This window comes from Ideonella oryzae (assembly GCF_024055665.1).
Taxonomy (GTDB): Bacteria; Pseudomonadota; Gammaproteobacteria; order Burkholderiales; family Burkholderiaceae_C; genus Ideonella; species Ideonella oryzae.
Map to the genome: position 1 here is coordinate 327084 of NZ_JAMXMC010000006.1, position 18200 is coordinate 345283.

Consider the following 18200-nt stretch of genomic DNA (forward strand, 5'->3'; position numbering starts at 1 on the left):
CCTTCAGCGCCCCACCGTGGGCGGCAGCATCAGGCGCTCGACCGGCTGGCCGTCGCGCAGGTGCGACTGGACGATCTCGTCGATGTCGGCCTCGTCCACGAAGGTGTACCAGACGGCCTCGGGATAGACCACGGCCACGGGGCCACCGGCACAGCGGTCCAGGCAGCCGGCCTTGTTGACCCGCACCCCGCCCGGGCCGGCCAGGCCGGCGGCCTTGACCTGCTGCTTGCAGCGGTCGAAGCCGGCCTGGGCGCCATGCAGGGCACAGCAGTCCTCGCCGTTGGGACGCTGGTTGAGACAGAAGAAGATGTGGCGCTGGTAGTAGCTGCTCATGGCGTGATTGTAGGCAGCCGGTCTGGCCGGACGGTGAGCAAGGGTCAGCGCCGGGCCAGGGGCGGCATGCGCTCGGAGGACGCCACGCGCAGGCCCAGCCAGGCCAGCGTGGCCAGCGGCCAGAGCCAGCCCACCCACTTGGCCAGGCCGTGAAAGCGGATGAAGCGGCCCTGCTCCCAGGCCTGCAGGCTCATGGCGAAATAGGGGTCGGACGGTGCCTGCACCACGATCACCAGCTGCAGGGCCAGCGCCACCATGCCCAGGGCGGCGGCCAGGCGCTGTGACACCGGCAGCGCCAGCACCGCCAACGCCCCGCCCAGCTGCAGGGCCGGCACGACGCCGGGCGTCACCCAGGACAGGGCATGCACTGGCCCGAAGTTGAGTGCGGCCGACAAGGTGGTGGTGGCCAGACCGAGGCCCGCCAGGCACAGGCCGGCGACGACGCGGCGCCAGCCCGGCCGGGTGATGGAATAGGCCAGCAGGCAGGGCACCAGCAGGCCCAGGGCCATGCCCAGCGCCTCCACCGGTTCGGGCAGACGATCCTCCGGCACCGGGATGTCGCTCACCCACTCCAGCAGGCCCTGGGCCCAGGAGACATCGAGCAGCCAGTCCACCAGCTGATCCTGCATGCGCGACCAACTCGGGCCCAGCCCCAGCGGCAACGGCAGCGGAAACAGCAGGCCCACCGGCCACAAGGGCAGCAGCACCAGGGCCCCCCGGCTGCGGCGCCAGAACCAGCGCTCCCGCGTGGCCTGCCAGCGGTCGATCAGGCGCAAGGCCTGCAGGGCACCGCCCAGGGACGCACCCGCCACCGCCCCGGCCGTGTTCAGCAACCAGTCCAGCAGCGACGGAAAGCGCCCGGGCAGGAACTGCTGGGTCACCTCCATCGTGTAGGACAGGGCCGAGGCGCTGCCGGCCGCCAGGATCCAGGCCAGGGGCCAGCGCAGGTGACTGCGCACCCCGGCCAGGTAGACCAGCATGCCCAGCGGTGCATAGCCCAGGAGGTTGGCCACCATGTCGAAACGGTCCCGCCAGGGCGGCATGGGCAGCCGAACGATCTCGAGCCAACCCAGGTGGCTGGGCCAGCTCCAGTCGCTGAAGGGGAAGAGGCTGGCGTAGACGATCAGCCCGGCGAACAGCAGGGCCAACGGAATCGCGGTGCTCAACTGGCCGCTGCCGCGCTGCGGCAGGGTCTCCCGCGCCGCTTCAGGTCGCGCCACGGCCCGGGCCCTCAGAAGGGCTTGACCACCACCAAGATGACGATGGCGGCGAACAGCAGCACCGAGGTCTCGTTGAACCAGCGGAACCAGCGGTGGTCATGCCGGTTGGCAAACTGCTCGAACTGGCGCAGGAACTTGCGGCAATGCACGTGGTAGCCGATCACACCCAGCACCAGCAACAGCTTGGCGTGGATCCAGCCCTGGCCCTTGCCGATGCCGAAACCCAGCCACAGCCACAGGCCCAGCAGCACGGCCGGCACAGCCAGCAAGGTGGCAAAGCGGTAGAGCTTGTGGCCCATCAGCAGCAGACGCTCACGCTCGGCATGGCTCTCCTGCGGCACCATGGCCAGGTTGACCAGGATGCGCGGCAGGTAGAACAGGCCGGCAAACCAGCTCGCCACGAAAATGATGTGGAAGGCCTTGACCCAGAGGTAGAGGTTGCTCATGCGGGGATTATGAGCCGCGCCCCGTGACGGGACCGAAACCAAAACCTGAAACCCGAGCCCACAAAGAAAGAGCCCCGGTCGGAGACCGGGGCTGAAAAGCCTTGACGCTGTCATCACGTGAAGGCACCTGCTCAGGGAGGAAAAGCAGGGAGCCCGGCCCGGAGGCCCGACTCACTACAGATCGTAACACCCTGTCGGGGTCTGTACCATACAACGCTGTCAGCAAAACATCACGAATGCGCGCGCCGCGCGTGCCCCGCGCGCCGAAGGATCACCGTGAACCTCCCTCTGTTTCCCGCCAACCGCCCCCGCCGCCTGCGTCGCGACGCCTTCAGCCGCGCCATGGTGCGCGAGCACCGCCTGAGCCCGGCCGACTTCATCCTGCCGGTCTTCGTGCACGACGTCCCCGGTCGCGCGCCCATTCCCTCCATGCCGGGCGTGGAGCGCCTGTCCATCGACGAGCTGCTGAAGGTGGGCGAGCAGGCCCTGGAACTGGGCGTGCCGGCGCTGGACATCTTCCCGGTCATCCACCCGGCCGCCAAGAGCCTGGATGCCGCCGAAGCCTTCAACCCCGACGGCCTGGCCCAGCGGGCGGTGCGCGCGCTCAAGGCCCGCCTGCCCGAGCTGGGCGTGATGACCGACGTGGCGCTGGACCCGTACACCGTGCATGGCCAGGACGGCATCATTGACGAGCACGGTTACGTGCAGAACGACATCACCAGCGAGATCCTGGTCAAGCAGTCGCTCTCGCATGCCGAGGCCGGCGTGGACATCGTCTCGCCCTCGGACATGATGGACGGCCGGGTCGGTGCCATCCGCAACGCGCTGGAGGCCGCCGGCCACATCCACACCCGCATCATGGCTTACTCGGCCAAGTACGCCTCGGCCTTCTATGGCCCCTTCCGCGATGCGCTGGGCAGCGCCGGCAACCTGGGCAAGTCCGACAAGTTCAACTACCAGATGGACCCGGCCAACGGCGACGAGGCCCTGCGCGAGGTGGCGCTGGACATCGCCGAAGGTGCCGACATGGTGATGGTCAAGCCCGGCCTGCCCTACCTGGACGTGCTCTGGCGCGTGAAGCAGGAGTTCCGCCTGCCCACCTTCGCCTACCAGGTCAGCGGCGAGTACGCGATGATCAAGGCCGCCGCCCAGAACGGCTGGCTGGATCACGACAAGGTGATGATGGAATCGCTGATCGCCTTCAAGCGCGCCGGGGCCGATGGCGTGCTCACCTACTTCGCCCTGGATGCCGCCCGCCTCCTGCACCAGCACGGCTGACCTGCCGCCGATGCGGGTCTTCCACATCACGCCCGAGCGCTCGGACGCCCTGTCCGAGCCGCCTGAGGCGCTGCCGCCGTCCGGCTACCTGTGGCTGAGCTTCAGCCGCCGGGCCTTCGAGGACGCCATCCCGATGCTGCAGCGCCAGCTGCAGCGCTGGGCCGGCGCCGGCCTGGTGGACCTGCACCTGAGCGATCTGCTCAACCCCCAGCTGCCCTCGCACTACGAGGACACCTCCTGGTACGACCTGCTGGTGTTCCGCCGCCTGGCGGCGGGCGGCGGCAACGGCCAGAACGGCAGCCGCCCGGCCCAGCCCGAGGAAGACAAGCCACCGCCGGCGGGCCCGCTGCCGGCCTCGGCCATCGACACCAGCCCGGTGGGCTTCGCGGTGTTCGACCGGGTGCTGGTGACGGTGCACCCGGAGGACTGCCTGGTGCGCGAATACTTCGCCCAGCGCCTGTCGCAGCAATCGCGCGAGACGGACCTGCGCGGCAGCGGCCGCCTGCCCACCAGCCCGGCCGAGCAGATGCTGCGCATGGTCAACCACATGGTGGACAGCTACCTGGAGCTGCGCCGGGTGCTGACCCGGCACTTCGCCGCCCTGCAGGCCGAGCTGCTGCGCCCGCGCAGCCGATTCGCGGGCTGGCACATCATCCTGCAGTCGCGCGAGGCCCTGCACCGGCTGGAAGACACCAGCGAGGACCAGCGCAGCGCTATCCAGGAATGGATCGACGCGCTGGACGAATGGCCCGCGGCCGAGAACGCGGCGGGGCAGCGCGAGCGCGAACTGCTGCGGGTGCGCTCCAAGGACGTGCTGGAGCACATCGAGCGGGTGCTGACCCATGTGCGGCGGCTGGAGCAGGCCTCCGAGGCCGCGGTGCAGATGCACTTCTCGGCCGTGGGTCAGCGCACCAACGACATCATGCGCACGCTGACCGTGCTGACGGCCATCTTCCTGCCGCTGAACCTGATCACCGGCATCTTCGGCATGAACTTCGAGTGGCTGCCGCTGATCCACAAGCAGGACGGCTTCTGGATCGCGGTGGGCGTGATGGCCGCCACCGGCCTGGGGCTGGGCGGCCTGTTCTGGCGCAAGCGCTACCTGGGCACGCGCCAGTCGCCAGACTGAAACGTCCTCAGGCGCCGCGGCGCTTGCGGTACGGGTCCTTCAGGCCCAGGCCCAGCATGATCTCGGTCTCGTAGGCCTCCATGGCCTCGGCGTCTTCCTCGCTGGTCTCGTGGTCCCAGCCCTGGGCGTGCAGGGTGCCGTGCACCAGCAGATGGGCGTAGTGCTCGGCCACCGGAATGCGCAGCTCGCGCGCCTCTTTCGCCACCACCGGCGCGCACAGCACCAGGTCGGCCATCACCACCGGTTCCTGCGCGTAATCGAAGGTCAGCACATTGGTGGCGTAGTCCTTGCCGCGGTACTCGCGGTTCAGGGCCTGGCCCTCCTCGGCATCGACGATGCGCACGGTCATCTCGGCCGGTGCCGCCAGCGCATGGCGGATGCAGCGGATGACGGTGTGGCGCGGCAGCTGGTCGCGGTGGCGCGCATCGGCGAACTGCAGGGACAGGCTCAGCGTGGGCAGGGCAGCGGACATGGCAGGCTCAGGTCGGAAGAAGGGAGATCAGCGGCGCTCGGCCTTGTCCAGCAGTTCGCGCTGGGCCTGTTGCGCGTCGTAGGCTTCGACGATGCGGGCCACCAGCGGGTGGCGCACCACGTCGGCCGCGGTGAAGCGGGTCATCGCGATGCCCTTGACGTTCCTGAGCACCTGGGCCGCATCTACCAGGCCGCTGGGCATGCCGCGCGGCAGGTCGATCTGGCTGATGTCGCCGGTGATCACCGCCTTGGCGCCGAAGCCGATGCGGGTGAGGAACATCTTCATCTGCTCGGGCGTGGTGTTCTGCGCCTCGTCCAGGATGACGAAGGCGTGGTTGAGCGTGCGCCCGCGCATAAAAGCCAGCGGGGCGATCTCCAGCGTGCCGCGCTCGAAGGCCTTGCTCACACGGTCGAAGCCCATCAGGTCGTACAGCGCGTCGTAGAGCGGACGCAGGTAAGGGTCCACCTTCTGCGTCAGGTCGCCCGGCAGAAAGCCCAGGCGCTCGCCGGCTTCCACCGCCGGTCGGGTCAGGATGATGCGCTGCACCGCGCTGCGCTCCAGCGCATCCACCGCGCAGGCCACCGCCAGAAAGGTCTTGCCGGTGCCGGCCGGGCCGATGCCGAAGCTGATGTCGTGCGCCAGGATGTGCTGCAGGTACTGGAGCTGGTTGGGCGTGCGGCCGGTCAGGTCGGCGCGCCGGGTGTGCAGCACGATGTCGCCTTCCGCCGCCGAGGGCGCATGGGCCGGCAGATCGCCCCGGCGCACGTCGTCCAGCGCCAGCTGGAAGGTCTCGGCGCTGATGGGCTTCTTGGCCCGCTCGTAGAGCGAGGTCAGCAGGCCCAGGACCTTTTCGCCGTCGCGCTTGCTGCCCTCGATGCGGAAGGCACCCTGGCGTCGGGTGATGGTCACCGGCAGCACCGCCTCCAGCAGGCGCAGATGCTCGTCCAGCGGGCCGCACAGGTGCGACAGGCGGGTGTTGTCCAGCGGGGAAAAGGTGTGTCGCAGCAGCATGGGCGCAATCAGGAGTCGGGCCGGGATTGTCCGGCAAACGATAATCCCACGCCATGATCGGACGCCTCACTGGCATCGTGGCGGAAAAGGCCCCGCCCCAGGTACTCATCGACGTCGGCGGCGTGGGCTACGAGGTCGACGTCCCGATGAGCACGTTTTTCAACCTGCCCGGGCTGGGCGAGAAGGTCACGCTGCTCACCCATTTCGTCGTGCGCGAGGATGCCCAGCTGCTCTACGGCTTCCTCAGCACCGAGGAGCGCCAGACCTTCCGCGAGCTGGTGAAGATCAGCGGCATCGGGCCGCGCACCGCGCTGTCGGTGCTCTCGGGCATGTCGGTGACCGACCTGGCCGGCGCCGTCTCGCGCCAGGAAGGCGTGCGGCTGCAGAAGGTGCCCGGCATCGGCAAGAAGACGGCCGAGCGCCTGCTGCTGGAGTTGAAGGGCAAGCTGGGCCCGGACCTGGGCGCCCCCGCGGGCGCCAGCGTCGCCAGCGACGCCCAGGCCGACATCGTCCAGGCCCTGGTGGCGCTGGGCTACAGCGAGAAGGACGCCGGCCTGGCGCTCAAGAAGCTGCCGGCCGACGTCGGCGTGTCCGAGGGCATCCGGCTCGCGCTCAAGGCCTTGGGCTGAGCGGGCGGCCGCGACCCGGCCACCCCGCTCCGCTCACTGCCCCTGCATGTGCATGTGGTCGTGCATGGGCATGGCGCCCGAGGCACCGCCCATCGGCATCCCCGCCGGCGCGCCCAGCGCCCGCACCGGGGCCTTCACCTCCACCGTCTCGGTCTTGCCGTCCTTGTTCTTGACGGTCAGGGTCAGCGGCACGGTGTCGCCGGCCTGCAGCGGCTGCTTCAGGTCCATCAGCATCACGTGGTAGCCACCCGGCTTCAGTTCGACGGCCTGGCCGGCCGGCAGCGCCAGCGCGTCGACCGCGCCCATCTTCATCACGCCGCCGTCCATCTTCATCTCGTGCACCTGCACCACGCCGGCCACCGGCGAGCTCACGCCCACCAGGCTGCCGCCCTGGGCGGAGGTGATGCGCATGAAGGCACCGGTGCTCTTCTGCGTGGCCACGGTGCCGCGCACCCAGGGTTCGGCGACGGTGGTCTGGGCCAGGGCCAGGGTGGCGAAGCCCAGGTTCAGGGCGGCCAGGGTGGCGGCCCTCATCCAGCGGGAGGTGCGAACGGTGGCGCGAGGGGAAGTGCGAACAGGGGTCATGGTCAGGTCCTCGGGGTGAAAAAAGGGAAAGGGCTCAGGCCGCCCAGGCATCGGCCGCGCGGCGCTGCCGGGGGTTGCGATCGGTGCGGGTCATGCCGGTCGGCCATTCGACCTCGCGCAGCCGCGTGGGGCTGAAGCTGGCGACCTGGCGCTGGCGGTCGTCGAGCAGGTGCTGGCGGCGCAGGTGACCCAGGATGCGCGAGACGGTCTCGGGCGCGGTGTCGATGATGGCGGCCATGTCCTTGAGCGTGGGCAATGGCCACACCGACACATCGCCCTCCAGGCGCGAGGCCTCGGGCACCAGCAGCAGCAAGAGGTGCTTGAAGCGCTCCTGTGCCGTGCCGCTGCGCAGCCGCACCAGATCCTCGCCCCGGCACTGCTGCTGGCGCAGCGCTTCGGCCAGCGTCGGCCACCCACCCAGCGTGGCCGGCTGGGGCACCGGCTGCAATCGGCTGGCCACCAGCGCGCGCGCCCGGTAGCAGGCCACCGCGCCGGTCAGGTGCTCCAACCCCACCAGATCGCCCGGCAGCAGCAACTGGATGAAGGTGCCTCCCGTCGCGCCGGTCGCATCCAGGCGGTCCAAACGGTCCAGGCGCAGTGCCCCTTCGGTCAGGCGCCACAGGCGCCAGCCGTCGTCAGGCGAAGCCAGGGTATCGCCGGCGGGCAGGCTCAGCGCCACAGGCAGGTCAGGGGAAGCGCAGGGCGACGAGGCCCCCGCGGCGGTGATCAGGATGGATTCCATGGTGAGCTTTCATCTGACGGATGAGGGACGCGCCGGGAAGCGGCGCGCCGCAGGGGCCGGGCCATGCCCGGACCGGGTCAGAGGAAAGCCGGTGGCGCGCGGGGCTGGGCCGAGGCCCAGACGAACAGGGGTTGCGGTGCCTGCCAGGCCAGCCCGGGCGGGCCTTCCCGCAGGCCCTGCGGCAGGGCGAGGGTGGCCGGGCCTGGCGGCAAGAGCGGCGCGGCCCCCAGTCCGCACAAGGGGCAATGCTGGAAGTGGTCTGCCACGCCCGGCAGGCGGGTGCCGGCGGGGACCGGGGTGTCGCCCCGAGCGCCGTCGGCCTGGGCCGAGCAGATGTCCGTCCAGGCGCCACCGGTGGTGGCCAGGGCCACGGCATGCGAGATCGTCGGCGCGAACACCAGCCCGAAGATCGCCAGGAAGGCGACCCAGGACAGGCGAAGGCAGCGATGGCGCAGCAGGCTCAGCATCGTGGCTTGATTCTAGTCATGCGGTCCCCCGGGGCACATTGCGCTTGGTCAGTCCCGGGGACGACAGCGATAATGACTGTATGTCCATCCAGACCGACGACTTCGGTGCCCACCCGCCTCCGCCCGCGCGCAGCGCCCGGGTCGTGACGGCCGACACCGCCACCCCGCAGGAGGAAGCCCTGGAGCGGGCGCTGCGGCCCAAGGCCATGGAGGAGTACGTCGGCCAGGCCAAGGCCCGCGAACAGCTGGAGATCTTCATCGGCGCAGCCAAGAAGCGCAGCGAGGCCCTGGACCATGTGCTGCTGTTCGGCCCGCCGGGGCTGGGCAAGACCACGCTCTCGCACATCATCGCCGGCGAATTGGGCGTGAACCTGCGCCAGACCAGCGGCCCGGTGCTGGAGAAGCCCAAGGACCTGGCCGCCATCCTGACCAACCTCGAGAAGAACGACGTGCTCTTCATCGATGAGATCCACCGGCTCTCCCCGGTGGTCGAGGAAATCCTTTACCCGGCGCTGGAGGACTACCAGATCGACATCATGATCGGCGAGGGCCCGGCGGCCCGCTCGATCAAACTGGACCTGCAGCCCTTCACCCTGGTGGGTGCCACCACCCGCGCCGGCATGCTGACCAACCCGCTGCGCGACCGCTTTGGCATCGTCGCGCGGCTGGAGTTCTACACCGCCGAGGAGTTGGCCCGCATCGTCACCCGCTCGGCCGGCCTGCTCAACGCGCCGATCGACCCGGAGGGCGCCATGGAGGTGGCCCGCCGCAGCCGCGGCACGCCCCGCATCGCCAACCGCCTGCTGCGCCGGGTGCGCGACTACGCCGACGTGAAAGGCAATGGCCGCATCACCCGGGCCATGGCCGACAGCGCGCTGAAGATGCTGGACGTGGACCCGGTGGGCTTCGACCTGATGGACCGCAAGCTGCTGGAGGCGGTGGTGCACCGCTTCGACGGCGGCCCGGTGGGCCTGGACAACGTGGCCGCCGCCATCGGCGAAGAGCCTGACACCATCGAGGACGTGATCGAGCCCTACCTGATTCAGCAGGGCTTTCTGCAGCGCACCCCGCGCGGCCGGGTGGCCACGCTGCTGGCCTGGCGCCACCTGGGGCTCACCCCGCCCGGGCGCGACGGCGAGCTCTTCCAGTCTTGACATAAGGCAAAACGTCACGCCGGGGCAATTTCCGGACGAACGGTGCCCTTTTCCCGACTTCATCGCTCGGGGTTTCCACCGATAACACAGGCTTTCCCGTCGGCAATGGCGCCGATGGGCACCCGCCTTCGACGGAGACGTGCGATGAAGATGCCCCCGTTCGCCCATGCCCAGTGGCGTGTCAGCACCAAGATCCTGCTGAGCGCCGGCCTGGCCTGCTCGGTCCTGCTGGTCCTGCTGGGCGCCTTCTCGGCGCACATGTGGTCCCGCGAACACGAGGACCAGGTGGCGGCCCTGCACCACGACGCCGAGGCCCTGACCCACACCATCGAAGAGGTCGACGCCAGCGGCGGCGAAGCCGCCAGGAAGGGCTTCTCGCTGCTCAAGGAGAAGCTGCCGCCCGAGCTCCTCACCACGGGTGAGGCCGAGGGCAAGACCACGTTGATGATGGGTGGCATCCCGCTGGACGACGATTTCGGCGCCGTCGATGCCTTTGCCCAATCGACCGGCGGGGTGGCCACCGTCTTCGTGCGCGAAGGCGACGACTATCGGCGCCTGGTGACCAGCCTGAAGAAGGAGGACGGCAGCCGCGCCGTGGGTACGCTGCTGGACCGCAAGCACCCGGCCTGGGCCCTGCTCAACGCCGGCCAACCCTACACCGGCCGGGCCGTGCTGTTCGGCCACACCTACATGACCCGCTACGAGCCGGTCGTGCAGGCCGGCAAGGTGATCGGCTCGCTGTTCATCGGCTCGGAGATGGCCGTGCAGCAGAAGATGCTGGCCGAGGCCTTCCAGCGCGCCGGCCGTGGCGACAGCCGCGCCTATGCCCTGGACCTGCGTGAGGGCCCCACGCTGGGCGCCGCGTTCGGCCTGACCCAGGCCGGCGAGCGGCTGGGCGCCGACGCCCCGGTGGTGGCCGCCATCCGCAGCGCGGTGGCCGCCGGGCAGACCGCTGGCGACCTGCCCGGCTGGACCGGGGCCACGGGCCTGGGCCAGGCCGGGGCGCGGCGCCACCTGGCCTGGGTCTGGCAACCCAAGTGGCAGTGGGCCGTGGTCACCGAAATCCCCGAGGCCGCGATGATGGCCGGCACCCGCAGCGACCTGATCACGCTGTGGGGCGTGCTGGGGGGCGGCATGGTGCTGGCTGCCGTGGCCATGGGCTGGGCCGCACGCCACTTCATCAGCCAGCCCCTGGCCGCCCTGCAGGCCGACCTGGGCCGGCTGGCCGAAGGCGACTTCAGCCAAACGGTGCATGAGGGCCGCCAGGACGAGGTGGGCCAACTGGCCCACAGCCTGGAGACCGTGCGCACCCGGGTGGCCGCGCGGCTGCACGATGTGCGCCAGGCCAGCGACGCCATCGCCACCGCCAGCCGCGAGATTGCCGGCGGCAACAGCGACCTGTCGCAGCGCACCGAGACCACGGCGGCCCACCTGCAGCGCACCGCCTCGACGATGGCGCAGATCACCGAGACCGTGCGCCACAGCGCCGCCAACGCCGCCCAGGCCAGCCAGCTGGCCCAGGCCGCCAGCGCGGTGGCCCAGCAGGGCGGCGGCGTGGTGGAGAACGTGGTGGCGACGATGCGCGACATCCACCAGGCCAGCCAGAAGATGGCCGACATCATCGGCGTGATCGATGGCATCGCCTTCCAGACCAACATCCTGGCCTTGAACGCCGCCGTGGAAGCCGCCCGCGCCGGCGAACAGGGTCGTGGCTTTGCCGTGGTGGCCGGCGAGGTGCGCACCCTGGCCCAGCGCAGCGCCGAGGCGGCGCGCGAGATCAAAGGCCTGATCGACGCCAGCGTGCAGCGGGTCGGGCAAGGCAATGCCCTGGCGGGCGAGGCCGGTCAGACCATGCAGGGCGTGGTCGATTCGATCCGGCGGGTCAACGACATCGTCGGCGAGATCAGCGAAGCCAGCCAGCAGCAGAGCGCGGGCGTGAGCGACGCGGGCCAGGCCATGCGGGAGATGGACCAGGCCACGCAGCAGAACGCGGCCCTGGTGGAGCAGACGGCCGCGGCGGCCGACAGCCTGCAGAGCCAGGCCGAGCAGCTGCAGCAGGCGATCTCGGTCTTCCGGCTGGGCCACTGAGCGCAGCCCCACCGAAGCACCCAGGCGCCCCTCAGGCGTAGAGCATCACGTCGCGGCCGTACAGGCGCTGCAGGCGCTGACGCGCATCGGCCGAGAGCAGCTGCGAAGGCCAGGGGCCATGTCGGGCCTGCGACACCGTCAGGGGCCGCTGGTAGAGCGTGTCGAGCTCGCCGGTGATGGCCTCGGGCACCCGGGTGGCCTGCAGCTCGTGCACCCAGGACAGCCGGGTGAAGTCGGTGGTCGGCAGGCTCAGCCGGGCCTCGAAGGCATTGAGCCCGGAGAAGAGATCCCCGCGGTCGATGTTGATCACCATGTCCGGTGCCTTCACCGCCTCCAGCGGATGCCACTGCTCGCGGTGGTGCACATCGCAATGGGCCAGGTCCTCGGTCTCGAGGAAGTCGATGAACTGGCGGAAGGACAGGCCCTGGGTCGGGACATCGACACCGATGGCCCGGCGGATGGCGTCGTTGGCATAGCCCAGGCCCACGGCATGGCGAAAGCTCGACACAGCCCGGCGCAGCGGGTCGCGCACGACCTTGAGCACCTGCACCTGCTGCGGACCCACGGTGGCGCGGGCGGCCAGATAGTCCTCTCGCGCATAGAAGCGGAGCAGCCGGTACTGGTGGGGCCATTCATCGTAGGCCCGGGCTTCGTCATACAGCCCCAGCAGATGGAAGAACCAGATCACCACGCTGGAGCAGGCCGACTTGGGCGAGAACAGCACCACGAAGCGCCCCTGGGGGTCCAGCAGCGGCGGCTCGGGCTGGCACAGCACTTCACGCCAGCGCCGGGCGGTGTCCTCCTGCAGGGGGGCCACGTCATCGGGCACGAACATCATCCGGCGCCGGGGCTTGCCGCCGCCCTCGCCTTCCGGCGGCGGCGGACGGTGACGAAACGCCCCCAGCCCGGGCAGGTGCTGTGGCTTGCCCGGCGCGGCCTGCTCGGCGGCATCGTGCACCACCTGGAGCACCGCCCGCACCAGCTGCAGCTGCCGGGGGCTGGGCGGCATGTCCAGCACCGAGGGGTCCAGGGTGCGCAGCTGCTGCAGCAAGCGATCGAAATCCATGGCCGCGAGCTTAGTCCAAGCCGGCCCTCCGGCGCGCCTGGGCGCTCAGGGCTTTTCGCCGCGCGCCAATCGGGCCTGGATGTCGTCCAGCACCGGCAGCAGATCGGCCACGCTGTCGACGACATAGTGCGCCCCTTCGGCCCGCAGCTGCGCCGTGGCCTTCTCGCGCAGGGCCTGCTGGGCCTCGGCCGGCAGGGCCTCCCATTCCGGGCGAGACAGGCCCACCGCATTGCCGCTGACGGCCACGCCCACGGTCCAGCAGCCGGCGTTCAGGCCCTCGGCCAGGCCGACGCCGGTGTCGTCCACCTTGACCACGGTGTGCGGCGGCCAGACGCCCAGGTCGGCGAAACAGCGGTACATCATCAGCGGCGTGGGCCGGCCTGCGGCCAGGTCGCCGGCGCAGACGAGGTTGTCCGGCGTGTAGCCGGCGGCACTGGCCAGGCGGGTCACCACCTCCATGATGGGCCGGTTGTAGCCGGTGGTGGAGCCGATCTTCAGGCCTCGGGCGCGCAGGGCGGCCACCGTCTCCAGCGCACCGGGGATGAAGTCGGCGAAGTCCGGGATGACGGCCGCGTTCATCGGCGTGAAGACCTCGTAGAGGCGGTCCACGTCGGCGTCGCTCAGCGGCCGGCCGTGGCGGGCCTGCCACTGGGCGGCCACGGAGGGCAGATCGCCCAGGGTGCGGATGTGGTCCCACTTGGCCATGCCCATGGGGCCGCGCGCCTCGGCAATGGTCAGCGTGATGCCGAACTGCTCGAACAGGCGCACGAAGGCGCCCATCGGGGCCCGGGAGCCGAAATCGAGGATGGTGCCGGCCCAGTCGAAGACCACGGCAGTCAGGGTGTGGGGGGGGGTGTGCATGGTGTGTTCCTGGTGTGTTCTTCAGGGGGCGTGGGCATCCCGCGCCAGGGTCAGCACCGGCCAGCCGCGCTGGCCCGCCTCCTGGGCCAGGCGGGGGTCGGGGTCCACCGCCACCGGGTGGCCCACGGCCAGCAGCAGCGGCAGGTCGTTGATCGAGTCGCTGTAGAACCAGGCCCGGGCCAGGGCCTGCTCGGCCTCGTCCGGCGCCAGGCCCTGCCCGGCCAGCCAGGCCTGCAGCCGGGCCACTTTGCCTTCGCGCATGTTGGGGGTGCCCAGCAGCTCGCCGGTGAAGCAGCCCGCACCGTCCAGCGCCAGCTCGGTGGCCAGCAGCTCGGCAAAGCCCAGCTCGGCCGCGCTGGGCGCGGCCAGCACGCGGTTGGTCGCGCTGGTCAGCAGCAGGCGGTGGCCCTGCGCCCGGTGCTGATGCACCAGGGCCTGGGCCGAAGCCGGGATGCGGGGACGCAGCACCTCGCCCAGGAAGTCCTGCAGCAGCGGTGCCCAGTCGGCCGGCGCACGGCCGGCCAGCGTGCCGGCATAGAAGCGGCAGAAGGCCTCCACCCCCACGGTGCCGGCCCGGTAGCCGGCGGCCAGCGCGGCATTGCGCTCGGCGAAGTCCGGCCCCAGCAGGCCGCGGGCCACCAGGAAGTCGCACCACAGCGTGTCGCTGTCGCCCGTCAGCAGGGTGTGGTCCAGGTCGAACAGGGCCAGGGTGTCGCCCATGGCTTTCAGTCCGCCCGGCTCAGGCCCATGCCGGCCAGGGTGTGGGCCACCGCGTCCACGGCTTGCTGCATCTCCCTGGGGCCGATGGCCCCGATGCAGCCGACGCGGAAGGTCTCGACCTCGGTCAGCTTGCCCGGATACAGCATGAAGCCATGGGCCTTGGCCCCGGCGTAGAAGGCCGGGAAGCCGTAGCGCGGGTCTTTCGGCGCATGGAAGGTGACGATGATGGGCGACAGGTGCTCGGGGGCCAGGAAGGTGTCGAAGCCCAGGGCCGCCATGCCGGCCATCAGGGTGTCGAAGTTGGCGGTGTAGCGGGCCAGGCGGGCCGGCTGGCCGCCCTCCTCCTCGTACTGGTCCAGCGCGCAGGCCAGCGCGGCCACCACATGGGTGGGCGGGGTGAAACGCCACTGGCCGGTGCGTTCCATGTAGCTGTGCTGGTCGTGCAGGTCCATGGCCAGCGAGTGGCTGCGGCCGGCACAGCCGTCCAGGATGGCCCGGCGCAGGAACACGAAGCCCATGCCGGGCACGCCTTCCAGGCACTTGCCGCTGGCGGCCACCAGGGCGTCGAAGCGCAGGCTCCGGGCATTGATGGGCAGGGCGGCGAAGGAGCTCATCGCATCGACGATCAGCCCGCGGCCGGCGGCCTCGCAGACGGCGGCCACCTCGGCCAGCGGGTTGACCACGCCGGTGCCGGTCTCGCAGTGGATCAGGCCGACGTGGGTGATGCTGGGGTCGGCGGCCAGGTGTTGGGCCAGCTGGACTGGATCGACCGGCCCGTGCTCGGCGAAGGACAGCACGGTGGTGCGCCGGCCCATCAGGGTGGCGAGCTTGGCCATGCGCTTGCAGTAGGCGCCGTTGTCCAGCACCAGCAGGTGACCGTCGCGCGGCACCACGGTGGCCACCGCGGCCTCCACGCTGTAGGTGCCACTGCCCTGCAGGGGCACGACGACATGGCTGTCGCTGGCGTGCAGGATGTCCAGCAGACCGCTGCGCACCCGCGCGGTCAGGGCGTTGAAATCGGTGTCCCAGGAGCCCCAGTCCTTGAGCATGGCCAGCTTGGTACGCAGGCTGGTGGTCAGCGGGCCGGGGGTGAGGAGGATGTTGTCGCGGTCCATGGTGAGCGGCGGGAGCGGGGAAGACAAAGGGAGCACGGCGTCAGCGCGCCGGCTGGCGCCAGGCTTGGGTGCGGCGCTGGGCCCAGGTGCCCAGCGCCAGGTAGAGCCCGTTGACGGTGAGGGAGGTGGCCATGATCAGCACCGCCATCGCGGCGGCCGGGCCGATCTCGCCGGCCTCATCCAGGTTCAGGATGGCCACCGAGGCCAACTTGGTGTCCGGGGTGTAGAGGAAGACCACGGCCGAGATCGTCGTCATCGCGTTGACGAAGAAGTAGCGCGAGACGTCGATGAGCGCCGGCAGGCAGATGGGCAGCGTGACCCGCCTCAGCGTGGTGGTGAAGGGCACCTTCAGCGAGGCCGACACCGCCTCGAACTCCGGGTCCAGCGCCTTCAGCGCGGTCACCAGCGTCAGGTGGCCGGTGGTGTAGAAGTGCACCACGGTGCACAGCACCAGCAGCGCGCTCGTTTGGTAGAGGCCGTGCAGCGGGTTGGCCGGCGCGTTGAAGAAGAAGATGGAGCCCAGGCCCAGCACCAGCCCCGGCACGGCCATGGGCAGCATGGCCATCAGGCGCAGCAGCGGGCGCAGCGCGGGCCAGCCGCGGGTCTTCTCCAGCAGGTAGGCGCCCAGGAAGACCACCACCGGCCCGATCAGCGCGGTGGCCGCGGCCAGTTTCAGGCTGTTGATGAGCGCGTCGCCCAGTTCGGCGTCCACCAGACCCATGGTGTAGTGGTCCAGGCTGAGCGCGAGGTTGTAGGGCCAGAAGCGCACCAGGGAAGCAAAGACCGCCATGCCCGCCATCGCCAGCATCAGCAGGGCGATGAGGCTGCAGTAGGCGGTCATCAGGGCGTCGAAGCCGGCCGAGCGGCGCGGCACCAGCGGCACCGCGCGGGCGCCGACCTGGGCGGTCTGGCGGCGCTGCACCCAGTGGTCCACGCCGAAGGTCAGCAGGGCCGGGGCCAGCAGCAGCAGGGCCACCACCGCACCGCGCTGGAAGTCCTGCTGGCCGATGACCAGCTTGAACACATCGGTGGCCAGCACGTTGAAATCGCCCCCCACCACCTTGGGCACGCCGAAGTCGGTGACGACCAGGGTGAAGGTGACCAGCGCGGCCGAGATGAGGCCGTACTTGGCCCCCGGCAATGTGATGGTGAAGAAGACCCGCCAGCGCGAGGTGCCCAGGGCGGTGGCGGCCTCGTACAGCCGCGCGTCGGCCAGGGTCAGCGCGGTGACCAGGATCATCAGGGTGTGCGGGAAGACGGCGAAGCACTCGGCCAGCACGATGCCCGGGGCGCCATAGATGCCGTCGAAACCCAGCGCCAGCCAGACCTCCTTGGCCAGACCCTGGTTGCCGAACCAGTAGATCAGCGACAGCGCCGACAGCAGCGAGGGCGCCAGCAGCGGCACCAGGCTGAGCGTGCGGAACAGGCCCTTGGCCGGCATGGCGCTGCGGGTGAGCGCATAGGCGAAGGTGAAGGCCAGGGGCAGCACGATCAGCGTGACCAGCACCGACACCCAGAGGCTGTGCCACAGGCTGTCCAGCAGGGCCGGCGAGCCCAGGTAGGCGGCAAAGTGCTGCCAGGCGCTTTGGCGCTGGCCGTCCACCACGCCGGGCTCGAAGGCCTGGCCCAGCAGGGCCAGCAGCGGCCCCATCAGGCCCACACCCAGCAGGCCGGCCAGGGCCAGCAGGCCGGCACGGGCCAGCCAGTCTGTCCAGTGCAGCCGCAGGGCCGGGGCGGCGGGCAACACCACGGCGCCCGCCTCGGCAGACAGGGAACGAACGCTCATGCCACCGCCGGGAACACGCGCAGGCGGTCGCTGCGCAGGGCAAAGCGCAGCGTGCCGCCTTCGCGCACCTGGTACTCGTCCATCTGGTTGAGCGAGAACTGCAGTTGCAGCGGCGTGGGCAGGCCGGGCAGGTCCACCTCGGCCAGGCAGTTGCCGCCCAGGAACTCGACCTGCCGCACCTGGCCTTCGCAGGCCTCGGGGTGGTCGGCGGGCAGGCCGTCGAGCACCCGATCTTCAGGCCGCAGGTAGAGCCAGACCGAGGCGCCGCTGCGGAAATCGGCCCCCTGCCCCGGCGGGCACTGCCAGCGGAAGTCACCGCTGCGGAACCAGCGATCGCCTTCGGCGATGGCCGGCAGGCGGTTGACCTTGCCGACGAAGTCGGCCACGAAGGCCGAGGCTGGTTCGCGGTAGATCTGCATCGGCGTGCCGACCTGCTCGATGCGGCCCTGGTTCATCACCACGATGCGGTCGGCCACCGAGAGGGCCTCCTCCTGGTCGTGCGTGACCATGATGGTGGTCACGCCCAGGCGGCGCTGCAGCGCGCGCAGTTCCTCGCGCAGCCGCACCCGCACGATGGCGTCCAGTGCGGACAGCGGCTCGTCCAGCAGCAGCAGGCCCGGTGAGGTGGCCAGGGCGCGGGCCAGCGCGACCCGCTGCTGCTGGCCGCCGGACATCTGGGCCGGGAACTTGGACCCGCTGCCGGGCAGGCCCACCAGCGCCAGCAGCTCCGCCACGCGGGCGTCGATGCGCGCGCGGGGCTGGCGGCGGTTGACCAGGCCGTAGGCCACGTTGTCGGCCACGCTCAGGTTGGGAAACAGGGCGTAGGACTGGAACACGATGCCGTAGTCACGCTGGGCCGGCGGCAGGCGGGAGATGTCCCGCCCGTCCTGCACCAGCGTGCCACCGCTGTGGGGTTCCAGTCCCGCCACGATGCGCAGCAAGGTGGTCTTGCCGCAGCCCGACGGCCCGAGAAAGCAGACGAACTCGCCCCGCTGGATGGACAGGTCGATGTCCTCCAGCGCGGTGAAGCCGCCAAAGCGCTTGCTGACCCCCTGCAGGGTCAGGTAGGCCGGGGACTGCGTCATGGATGCCACCTTC

The 18200-nt window shown here is 70.5% G+C and carries 19 protein-coding genes; 5 read left to right on the plus strand and 14 right to left on the minus strand.

The features are described from left to right. Nucleotides 1-3 precede the first annotated feature (3 nt). Genes M0L44_RS12375 through M0L44_RS12385 form a run of 3 tightly spaced genes read right to left on the minus strand, consistent with a single transcriptional unit; the run spans nt 4 to nt 1999 of the window. Nucleotides 4-333, minus strand: coding sequence for a (2Fe-2S) ferredoxin domain-containing protein (locus M0L44_RS12375; RefSeq protein WP_022980656.1), 330 nt, complete (start codon nt 331-333; stop codon nt 4-6). 44 nt (nt 334-377) lie between these two features. Then, nucleotides 378-1553 carry a VanZ family protein gene (locus M0L44_RS12380; protein ID WP_252769995.1) on the minus strand — a complete coding sequence of 392 codons (1176 nt, stop codon included), beginning with the start codon at nt 1551-1553 and terminating at the stop codon, nt 378-380. 11 nt (nt 1554-1564) lie between these two features. Continuing rightward, nucleotides 1565-1999: a CopD family protein gene (locus M0L44_RS12385; RefSeq protein WP_252769996.1), complete on the minus strand. Its 435-nt coding sequence runs from the start codon at nt 1997-1999 to the stop codon at nt 1565-1567. A 342-nt stretch (nt 2000-2341) separates the two neighbouring features. Here M0L44_RS12385 and hemB point away from each other — a divergent pair, with 342 nt between their 5' ends. Further along, entirely contained in the window at nt 2342-3277 is a 936-nt protein-coding gene (gene hemB, locus M0L44_RS12390) for a porphobilinogen synthase (RefSeq protein WP_256490257.1), read from the plus strand. Nucleotides 3278-3287: 10 nt separating this feature from the next. After that, complete coding sequence (locus M0L44_RS12395; protein ID WP_252770053.1) at nt 3288-4406, plus strand: magnesium transporter CorA family protein; 1119 nt, start codon at nt 3288-3290, stop codon at nt 4404-4406. A 7-nt stretch (nt 4407-4413) separates the two neighbouring features. Here the strand turns inward: M0L44_RS12395 and ybeY are convergent, their stop codons facing one another. Together ybeY and M0L44_RS12405 are read right to left on the minus strand one after the other, a co-directional pair. Then, the gene (ybeY, locus tag M0L44_RS12400; protein ID WP_022980650.1) at nt 4414-4878 is read right to left on the minus strand and encodes an rRNA maturation RNase YbeY; all 465 of its coding nucleotides are present in this window, start codon (nt 4876-4878) and stop codon (nt 4414-4416) included. Nucleotides 4879-4905: 27 nt separating this feature from the next. Further along, on the minus strand, nt 4906-5889 hold the full coding sequence (locus M0L44_RS12405; protein ID WP_252769998.1) for a PhoH family protein: 984 nt from the start codon (nt 5887-5889) through the stop codon (nt 4906-4908). Nucleotides 5890-5942: 53 nt separating this feature from the next. Here M0L44_RS12405 and ruvA point away from each other — a divergent pair, with 53 nt between their 5' ends. Then, nucleotides 5943-6518 (plus strand): Holliday junction branch migration protein RuvA, encoded by a 576-nt coding sequence (gene ruvA, locus M0L44_RS12410; protein WP_252769999.1) that lies wholly within the window; start codon nt 5943-5945, stop codon nt 6516-6518. Between the two features lie 33 nt (nt 6519-6551). Here ruvA and M0L44_RS12415 read toward each other — a convergent pair whose 3' ends face one another. The 3 genes from M0L44_RS12415 to M0L44_RS12425 all read right to left on the minus strand — a co-directional run bounded on the left by M0L44_RS12415 (nt 6552) and on the right by M0L44_RS12425 (nt 8312). Beyond that, nucleotides 6552-7052 (minus strand): copper chaperone PCu(A)C, encoded by a 501-nt coding sequence (locus M0L44_RS12415; protein WP_252770054.1) that lies wholly within the window; start codon nt 7050-7052, stop codon nt 6552-6554. An 85-nt stretch (nt 7053-7137) separates the two neighbouring features. Continuing rightward, nucleotides 7138-7845, minus strand: coding sequence for a Crp/Fnr family transcriptional regulator (locus M0L44_RS12420; RefSeq protein ID WP_252770000.1), 708 nt, complete (start codon nt 7843-7845; stop codon nt 7138-7140). 77 nt (nt 7846-7922) lie between these two features. Beyond that, a complete protein-coding gene (locus tag M0L44_RS12425) occupies nt 7923-8312 on the minus strand; it encodes a DUF2946 domain-containing protein (protein ID WP_252770001.1) in 390 nt (129 codons plus the stop codon). Between the two features lie 80 nt (nt 8313-8392). Between M0L44_RS12425 and ruvB the strand changes: the two genes are divergently transcribed. Together ruvB and M0L44_RS22120 are read left to right on the plus strand one after the other, a co-directional pair. Beyond that, a complete protein-coding gene (ruvB, locus tag M0L44_RS12430) occupies nt 8393-9466 on the plus strand; it encodes a Holliday junction branch migration DNA helicase RuvB (protein ID WP_252770002.1) in 1074 nt (357 codons plus the stop codon). 144 nt (nt 9467-9610) lie between these two features. Then, nucleotides 9611-11554 (plus strand): methyl-accepting chemotaxis protein, encoded by a 1944-nt coding sequence (locus M0L44_RS22120; RefSeq protein WP_290429056.1) that lies wholly within the window; start codon nt 9611-9613, stop codon nt 11552-11554. A gap of 31 nt (nt 11555-11585) precedes the next feature. On the opposite strand, the gene M0L44_RS12445 is transcribed toward M0L44_RS22120, so the two are convergent. The 6 genes from M0L44_RS12445 to M0L44_RS12470 are packed head-to-tail and all read right to left on the minus strand — an operon-like array spanning nt 11586 to nt 18187. Further along, the gene (locus tag M0L44_RS12445) at nt 11586-12620 is read right to left on the minus strand and encodes a sulfotransferase family 2 domain-containing protein (protein WP_252770003.1); all 1035 of its coding nucleotides are present in this window, start codon (nt 12618-12620) and stop codon (nt 11586-11588) included. 45 nt (nt 12621-12665) lie between these two features. Continuing rightward, a complete protein-coding gene (gene phnX / locus M0L44_RS12450; RefSeq protein WP_252770004.1) occupies nt 12666-13481 on the minus strand; it encodes a phosphonoacetaldehyde hydrolase in 816 nt (271 codons plus the stop codon). 21 nt (nt 13482-13502) lie between these two features. Next, on the minus strand, nt 13503-14201 hold the full coding sequence (locus M0L44_RS12455) for an HAD family hydrolase (protein ID WP_252770005.1): 699 nt from the start codon (nt 14199-14201) through the stop codon (nt 13503-13505). Nucleotides 14202-14206: 5 nt separating this feature from the next. Next, on the minus strand, nt 14207-15316 hold the full coding sequence (locus tag M0L44_RS12460; RefSeq protein ID WP_252770006.1) for a 2-aminoethylphosphonate--pyruvate transaminase: 1110 nt from the start codon (nt 15314-15316) through the stop codon (nt 14207-14209). A 40-nt stretch (nt 15317-15356) separates the two neighbouring features. Further along, the gene (locus M0L44_RS12465; protein ID WP_252770007.1) at nt 15357-17102 is read right to left on the minus strand and encodes a putative 2-aminoethylphosphonate ABC transporter permease subunit; all 1746 of its coding nucleotides are present in this window, start codon (nt 17100-17102) and stop codon (nt 15357-15359) included. Then, on the minus strand, nt 17099-18187 hold the full coding sequence (locus tag M0L44_RS12470; protein WP_252770008.1) for a putative 2-aminoethylphosphonate ABC transporter ATP-binding protein: 1089 nt from the start codon (nt 18185-18187) through the stop codon (nt 17099-17101). The genes M0L44_RS12465 and M0L44_RS12470 overlap by 4 nt, the downstream gene beginning before the upstream one ends. Nucleotides 18188-18200 lie beyond the last annotated feature (13 nt).